This is a genomic window from Roseospira navarrensis (assembly GCF_009601025.1).
Taxonomy (GTDB): domain Bacteria; phylum Pseudomonadota; class Alphaproteobacteria; order Rhodospirillales; family Rhodospirillaceae; genus Rhodospira; species Rhodospira navarrensis.
The window spans coordinates 1-7,844 of the sequence record NZ_WIVE01000106.1 but is presented as its reverse complement, the minus strand read 5'-3'; the positions used below and the strand labels follow the sequence as shown (position 1 = coordinate 7,844).

Here is a 7,844-nt window from a genome sequence, read left to right as displayed (position 1 = left end):
CCGGATCGCGGATCACGATGACAACGGGCAAAGACCCCATCCTGAGACGATCACACGATCCGGTGCGGGGCCCCGGGTGGCCACCCGGGGCCCCGCAACCCGGCATCTCCACAATGCCACAAATCAAACAGACAATCCTGAGCGCCCCTCGAGCGCGAAGGATCTCGTGATGAGGCACAAACCATGACACCCCTGTCATCTAGATTCGGAGCCCTGGTTGGGACCGCCGCCCCCCAGCAGTTCTCATTTTGGCCGCGTGGCCTCTGGTGGCAACCGCCGGGAGTCCCGGGTGCGACCTTACCTCCCTCCCCTGGATAGGGGAGGGCTGGGGTGGGGTTTAAAAAAAAGCGTGGGGTTTAAAAAAAAGCGTGGGGTTGATGCGGGACGCGGGATCCGTGCGGACATCGCCTCGCCCCCCTCCCAACCTCCCCCCGGCGGGGGGAGGAGAACAGTCCAGCGCCGGGTGCAGCGGTGTTCTGCCTCCATCCCGAGAATTGCTGCAGGTCCTGCGCCCCCCTGGACGGTGCCCGCCGGCCCTGCTATCGGGAGAGGGCCGTTTCCGTCCGTCCCGAAGGCCCTCATGCCCCCCGCCACACCCGCGCCGCCCCCGGCGCCCGCCGACGCGGCGCCGACGCCGCCCCGTGATGACACACCCGCATCCTGGCGGCGCGGTCGCCGCCTGCTGTGGGCCACGCTGCGGCTGTTGGGCTCGCTGGCGGTCACCGTGCTGGGGCTGCTGGCGGTGACGTTCTTCATCGGCCGCGTGGTGCCCGTCGATCCCGTGCTGGCGGTGGTCGGCGACCGCGCGACCGAGGCCGCCTATCAGGCCGCGCGCGAGGCCATGGGCCTGGACCGGCCGCTGTGGGAGCAGTTCCTCACCTATGTGGGCAACGCGCTGACCGGGGACTTCGGCACCTCCGTGCTGACCTCCAACCCGGTGGCGTCGGACATCGCGCGGGTGTTCCCGGCCACCCTGGAACTGGCCACGGTGGCCACCATCTTCGGCGTGCTGCTGGGCGTGCCCGCCGGGGTGATCGCGGCGGCGCGGCAGGGCACCTGGGTGGATCATGTGATCCGGGTGGTCGGCCTGATCGGCTATTCGGTGCCCGTGTTCTGGCTCGGCCTGATGGGCCTGCTGGTGTTCTACGCCCAGTTGGACTGGGTGGCGGGGCCGGGGCGGCTCGATCTGTTGTACGACGGCTTCGTGGAGCCCGTGACCGGCGTGATCCTGATCGATTCCGCCCTGGCCGGTCAGTGGGACGTGTTCCAAAACGCGGTCAGTCATCTGGTGCTGCCAGCCTCCATCCTGGGCTATTTCAGCCTCGCCTACATCAGCCGCATGACCCGCAGCTTCATGCTGGAGCAACTCCGGCAGGAGTACATCACCACCGCCCGGGTGAAGGGGCTGCCGGAACGGGTCGTCATCTGGCGCCACGCCCTGGGCAACGTCTGGGTGCCGCTGGTCACGGTCATCGCGCTGTCCTATGCCACCCTGCTGGAGGGCTCCGTTCTGACCGAGATCGTGTTCTCCTGGCCGGGGCTGGGCTTCTACATCACCAACTCGCTGCTGAACGCGGACATGAACGCGGTCCTCGGCGGCACGGTGGTGGTGGGCGCGGTGTTCATCGGCCTGAACCTGCTGTCGGACGTGCTGTACCGGCTGCTTGACCCGAGGGCGCGGCCATGAGCGGGACCCAGCCGACCCCCGGCCTGCGCGCCTGGCTGATGACCGAGGCCCCGGCCTCGCGCGGGCAGGCCCGCCTGGGCGAGCTGTTCCGAAGCTGGCTGCGCTTCCGGCGCAACCCCCTGGCCATGGCCGGGCTGATCACCATCGCGCTGCTGATCCTGATCGCCGCCGTCGGCCCCTGGCTGGCGCCGCACAGTCCCACCGCCCAGAACCTGGACCTGCGCCTGCTGCCGCCGGGAACCGAGGGCCACTGGCTGGGGACGGACGGCCTGGGGCGGGACATCCTGTCGCGGTTGCTGCACGGCGGACGCATCACGCTGACCATCGTCATCATGGTCGCGGTCATCGTGGCTCCCGTGGGGCTGCTGATCGGCACCGTCGCGGGCTATGCCGGCGGCGTCATCGACGTGGTGCTGATGCGCCTGACCGACATCTTCCTGGCCTTTCCGCGCCTGATCCTGGCGCTCGCCCTGGTCGCGGCCCTGGGACCGGGGATCGAGAACGCCGTCATCGCCATCGCCCTGACCACCTGGCCGCCCTATGCCCGTATCGCCCGGGCCGAGACCCTGACCATCCGCCGCAGCGACTTCATCGCGGCGGCGCGGCTGCAGGGCGCCTCGCCGGCGCGTATCGTGGTCCGGCAGGTGATCCCGCTGTGCACCAGTTCGGTGATCGTGCGGGTCACCCTGGACATGGCCGGGATCATCCTGACCGCCGCCGGGCTGGGCTTCCTGGGCCTGGGGGCGCAGCCGCCCACCCCCGAGTGGGGCGCCATGGTCGCCGACGGCCGCAAGTACCTGCTCGATCACTGGTGGGTCGCCACGGTGCCGGGCATCGCGATCTTCGTGGTCGCGCTGGGCTTCAACCTGCTGGGCGACGGGCTGCGCGATGTGCTCGACCCGCGCGGGGAGCGCTGAGCCCATGGCCGAAGACACCAATGCTCTGCTGGAGATCGAAGACCTGCGGGTCGCCTTCCGCACCCCCACGGGTGTGGTCGAGGCGGTGCGCGGCGTCTCGCTGGCCGTGGCGCGCGGCGAGCGCGTCGGCATCGTGGGCGAGTCCGGCTCGGGCAAGTCCATGACCGGGCGGTCCGTGCTCGGCCTGATCCGCCCGCCCGGCGAGATGCGGGCGGCCCGGCTGTCGTTCGACGGCCAGGACCTGCGATCCCTGCCCGAACGCCGCATGCGCCGCCTGCGTGGCCGGCGGCTGGCCATGATCCTGCAGGACCCGACCTACAGCCTCAATCCGGTCATGCGGGTCGGCCGCCAGATCACGGAGGCGTTCCGCACCGCCGACCCGTCCCTGTCGCGCCGGGCCGCGCGCGACCGGGCGCTGGCCGCGCTGGCCCGGGTGCGCATCCCTCGCCACGACGTCGCCCGGGTCTACGACGCCTGGCCGCACGAACTGTCGGGCGGCATGGGCCAGCGGGTCATGATCGCCATGATGGTCGCCCTCGGCCCCGATCTGCTGATCGCCGACGAGCCCACAAGCGCGCTGGACGTGACGGTGCAGATGCAGGTGCTCGCCATCCTGGACGATCTGGTGCGCGAGACCGGCATGGGCCTGATGTTCATCAGCCACGACCTCAATCTGGTCGCCAGCTTTTGCGACCGGGTGGTGGTGATGTACGCGGGGCGCGTCATGGAGACCTGCGCCGCCGCCGATCTGCACGCCGCCCGCCATCCCTACACCCGGGGGCTGCTGGCCGCGCTGCCCTCCATCCGCGGCAGCCACGGCGACCTGCCCGTGCTGGCGCGGGACCCGGGCTGGCTGGAGGGCGCGCCCGCATGATCGCGATCGAGGACCTTCAAGTGACCTTTCAGGCCGGGGCGCGCACCGTGCGGGCCGTGCGCGGGGTCTCGCTCTCGGTCGCGCCGGGCGAGGTGTTCGGGCTGGTGGGCGAGAGCGGATCGGGCAAGTCCACCGTGCTGCGGGCGCTGTCGGGCCTCAATCCGGACTGGACCGGCCGCATGGTGGTGGCCGGCGAGGACCTGCCGCCCGGCCGACGCCGCCCGAAGGCCTTCCACAAGCGCGTGCAGATGGTGTTCCAGGACCCCTTCGCCAGCTTGCATCCGCGCCAGACCGTGGACATCGCCCTGTCCGAGCCCCTGCGCATCCACCGCATGACCGACGACATGGACGGCCGCATCGAACGCGTGCTGACCGACGTGGGCCTGGACCGCTCGTTCCGGTTCCGCTATCCGCACCAGCTCTCGGGCGGGCAGCGCCAGCGCGTGGCCATCGCCCGCGCCCTGATCCTGGAGCCGGCCATCCTGCTGCTGGACGAACCGACCAGCGCGCTGGATGTGTCGGTGCAGGCCGAGATCCTGAACCTGCTGCGGCGGCTGCGCGCCGAACACGACCTGACCATGATGCTGGTCAGCCACAACCTGGCCGTGGTCGGCCACATGTGCGGGCGCATGGCGGTGATGAAGGAGGGCCGCGTGGTCGAACCGCTGAGCGTGGCGCAACTGCGCGCCGGCACGGTCGCCGATCCTTATACCCGCCAGCTTCTGCGCGCCGCCGAGGGCTACGACCGGGCCGTGGCCGCCGAGACCCTGGACGGATCGCCAGGGTTCGGCGGCGGTGCGTGAAAACCGATGCAAAGACGCCACGCTTGACGCGATGCGGCGCGACCCCGTCACGCCCCATCATTGACACCACGGGGGTGCGCTCTATAGTGCGCTGAGCCGTAGGCACGCGCCCACGGTCCGGGTTCGGGCGATCAGGCCTCGCGGTGCGGGGCGGCCGCGTGAACCGGGCCGAACCGCTCCCTTGCGTCCGCTGCGACCGGGTGCCGGCATGAGCGGGGTATTGAACCGACCCCGTTGATGCGGGCGCCCGGCGTGTCGTGACAGCAACCGCGACCGGGACACCCCCGACCGGACAGGGAGCCGCGTGACCCGGGCCTGACAGCGCCGTCCCCGTGCGCGCCCCGATCCGGGCGCGCCGGCCGTGACGGCACCCGGTGGGCGCCGCGACGGAATGGCGCCCCTTCACAGCGTCCGAGGACCGACCTGACCACCATGAAATTCGTTGATCTCGGCCTTTCGCCTGAGACCCTCAGGGCTATCGAGGACGTGGGCTACGAAACGCCCACGCCGATCCAGCAAAAGGCCATCCCCTACGTCCTGATGGGACGGGACGTGCTGGGCATCGCCCAGACCGGAACGGGCAAAACCGCCGGCTTCACCCTGCCGATGATCGAGATTCTCGCCAACGGCCGGGCGAAGGCGCGCATGCCGCGTTCCCTCATTCTGGCGCCGACGCGGGAACTGGCCGCGCAGGTGTCGGAGAACTTCTCGCTCTACGGCAAGTACCACAAGCTGGACATGGCGCTGCTGATCGGCGGCGAGAGCATGGGCGACCAGATGCGGGCGCTCGACAAGGGCGTGGATGTGCTGATCGCCACGCCGGGCCGCCTGCTCGACCTGTTCGAGCGGGGGAAGGTGCTGCTGCGGGACGTCAAGGTGCTCGTCATCGACGAGGCCGACCGCATGCTCGACATGGGCTTCATCCCCGACGTGGAGCGCATCGTCTCGCTGCTGCCGCCGTTGCGGCAGACGCTGTTCTTCTCGGCGACGATGGACAAGGAGATCCGCAAGCTCGCGGATGCCTTCCTGACCAATCCGCGCGAGGTTTCCATCGAGCGCAAGGCGACCGCCGCCGAGACCGTGGCCCAGCATCTCGCCATGGTGCCGCGCATCGACAAGCGCGAAGCCCTGCGCCACATCCTGCGCACCGAAAACGTGCGCAACGCCTTCATCTTCTGTAATCGCAAGCGCGACGTGGATGTGTTGAACCGCTCGCTGAAAAAGCACGGGTTCAACTGCATTTCGCTGCACGGCGACATGGACCAGCCCACCCGCAACGAGATGCTGCGGCGGTTCAAGGACAACGAGGCCGACCTGCTGGTGTGCTCCGATGTGGCCGCGCGCGGGCTGGATATCGATGATGTCTCGCACGTCATCAACTTCGACATCCCCACGCACTCCGAGGATTACGTCCACCGCATCGGCCGCACCGGGCGCGCCGGCAAGGAGGGCGCGGCCTACAGCCTGGCCACGCCGGACGACGCCAAGTACGTGGATGGGATCGAGAAACTGCTGGGCCGGACCATCCCACGCATGAACCTGGAAGGCCTGGACGCGGTCGAGGATGAGTCCGGGGCCGGAGACGCGGGCGGCGCCGAACGCGGTGGCCGCGGCCGGCGCGGCGGACGGGGACGCAGCGGCGCGGACCGGAGTGACCGCAGCGAGCGGAGCGAACGAACCGACCGCGGTGAGCGGAGCGACCGAACAGAACGCAGCGAGCGGAGTGAACGCACCGACCGCACCGACCGCAGCGAGCGGAGCGACCGAACAGACCGCAGCGAGCGGAGTGAACGCACCGACCGCAGCGAGCGGCCGCCGCGCGCAGACCGCAAGCCGGCGGGCGAGGGCGGCGACCGCTCCCGTCGGCGGCGGGGGCGGCGCGACGACGATTTGCCGGCCATGACGCACGGCGAGAAGGTGCTGGCGTTCGGCGACCATACGCCCGCCTTCTTCACCTTCGATTCCGTGGTGCCCATGGGGCCGCCGGTTGCGGAGGCGGGTCCCGACGAGGACGAGGCATCCGAGGAGGCCGATACGCGCTCCGACACGCGCTCTGACGCGCGCTCCGGCAAGAGCGGGCGGCGCGGGCGATCCCGCGATGCCGACAGCGGGTCGCGCGGCCGCAAGGCCGCCGCGCCCCGACGCGGCGAGCGCAAGCGCCACGGCCGCCGCGGCGACTCCGCCGAGGAGGGCGCGGACGCGCCGGTGTCCGAGGCGGCCGAGACGGACGCCGGGGATCGCGCGGAGCCCGAGGCCGCCGAGACGGCGCCGGCGACGGCAGCGCCGCAGGACTCCGGCGCGACGTCCGAGCCCACGTCTGAAACGCCACCGGACGTGCCCGCGCGGCGCCGCCGGGCCACCCGTCGCAAGGCCAAGGCGGACGAGGCCGCGCCTCCCTCCGACACCGCTCCCGAGGGTCCGGAGACGGATGGCGGCGACGCCCCCGCCGAGTCCCCCACCGACGGCCCGGCCGAGGCCGAGGTGAAACCGAAGCGCACCCGCCGCAAGACGACCAAGGCGTCCGACGCCGACTCCGGCGAGAGCACGGAGGCCGAAGCCGAAACCAAGCCGAAGCGGACCCGGCGCAAGACCACCAAGGCAGCCGACGCGGAGCCCGGCGAGGGCACGGAAGCCGAGGCGGAGGCCAAGCCGAAGCGCACGCGCCGCAAGACCAACGAGGCGGCGGATGCCGACTCCGGCGAGGGCACGGAAGCCGAGGCGGAGGCCAAGCCGAAACGCACGCGCCGCAAGACCACCAAGGCGGCGGATGCCGACTCCGGCGAGAGCGCGGAAGCCGACGCCGAGGCCAAGCCGAAGCGCACGCGCCGCAAGACCACCACGGCGGCGGACGCCGACTCCGGGGAGAGCGCGGAGGCCGACGCCGAAGCCAAGCCGAAGCCCCGGCGCCCCCGTCGCAAGACGGCAAAGAGCGACGACGCGGAGAGCGCGGCGTCCGGTGGGTCCAGCGATGGGGGCCCGAACGATGGCGGCGGCGACGGGGGCGGCACGCCGCCCGTGGACGCGGCCTCCGAAACGGCGTCGTAAGCCCAGCGGCATCCGTTGATGCCCGCTGGAGTCCGGAGCCGGTTCTCTCCTCCCAAAGGTCGGGCCATCTGAACCGCCCCGGATTTGCCGGAGGCTGGTTGGTGTGAGTCCGACGCCGCCATCGTGGCCTTCCGAAGGGTCTCATGATCGCGGGCGTCGGCCTCGGCGGGCGGTATCACTGCTCCTTCACCATCCGGACCGCTCGGTCGCGCATTTCAGGCGAAGACCTCGTCGAGGTCCCGGTCTTGCTCAGGGCTCCACCCTCTCGAATTCCGGGTGATCACGGAACACCGGGGACCAGAAGGGCCCTGCTGGCGTCGCGCATTGAGCCTGACCCCCCCCAAAACTCCCCCATGACTGGGGAAGGCGTTCCGGTTCACGAGGCGCCCACCGGACTCCCTCCCCCCGGAAGGGGGGGGAGGCTGGGAGGGGTTGTGTCGGGGTACAGACCGGCTACCTAGGTAACAGAATAGACCGGCAACATGGGTAACAGGTCCACTGGCTGGCGAGGAGGGCTC

Annotated in this window: 5 protein-coding genes; all 5 read left to right on the top strand. The window is 70.9% G+C overall.

Annotation, left to right across the window (positions count from 1 at the left end; all coding sequences use genetic code 11):
- The first annotated feature begins 580 nt into the window (after window positions 1–580).
- On the top strand, window positions 581–1,687 hold the full coding sequence (locus tag GHC57_RS18325; protein ID WP_153346987.1) for an ABC transporter permease: 1,107 nt from the start codon (window positions 581–583) through the stop codon (window positions 1,685–1,687).
- Window positions 1,684–2,604, top strand: coding sequence for a nickel transporter permease (gene nikC, locus GHC57_RS18320; protein ID WP_153346985.1), 921 nt, complete (start codon window positions 1,684–1,686; stop codon window positions 2,602–2,604). Before GHC57_RS18325 ends, nikC begins: the two co-directional genes overlap by 4 nt.
- A 4-nt stretch (window positions 2,605–2,608) precedes the next feature.
- On the top strand, window positions 2,609–3,478 hold the full coding sequence (locus GHC57_RS18315; RefSeq protein ID WP_153346983.1) for an ABC transporter ATP-binding protein: 870 nt from the start codon (window positions 2,609–2,611) through the stop codon (window positions 3,476–3,478).
- Window positions 3,475–4,281: an ABC transporter ATP-binding protein gene (locus tag GHC57_RS18310; protein WP_153346981.1), complete on the top strand. Its 807-nt coding sequence runs from the start codon at window positions 3,475–3,477 to the stop codon at window positions 4,279–4,281. The genes GHC57_RS18315 and GHC57_RS18310 overlap by 4 nt, the downstream gene beginning before the upstream one ends.
- Before the next feature lie 432 nt (window positions 4,282–4,713).
- Entirely contained in the window at window positions 4,714–7,326 is a 2,613-nt protein-coding gene (locus GHC57_RS20595) for a DEAD/DEAH box helicase (protein ID WP_153346979.1), read from the top strand.
- Window positions 7,327–7,844: the final 518 nt, after the last annotated feature.

Bases quoted from the DNA above. Each gene is read 5' to 3' on its own strand.
- GHC57_RS18325 (WP_153346987.1), top strand. From the start codon at position 581: ATGCCCCCCGCCACACCCGCGCCGCCCCCGGCGCCCGCCGACGCGGCG.
- nikC (WP_153346985.1), top strand. From the start codon at position 1,684: ATGAGCGGGACCCAGCCGACCCCCGGCCTGCGCGCCTGGCTGATGACC.
- GHC57_RS18315 (WP_153346983.1), top strand. From the start codon at position 2,609: ATGGCCGAAGACACCAATGCTCTGCTGGAGATCGAAGACCTGCGGGTC.
- GHC57_RS18310 (WP_153346981.1), top strand. From the start codon at position 3,475: ATGATCGCGATCGAGGACCTTCAAGTGACCTTTCAGGCCGGGGCGCGC.
- GHC57_RS20595 (WP_153346979.1), top strand. From the start codon at position 4,714: ATGAAATTCGTTGATCTCGGCCTTTCGCCTGAGACCCTCAGGGCTATC.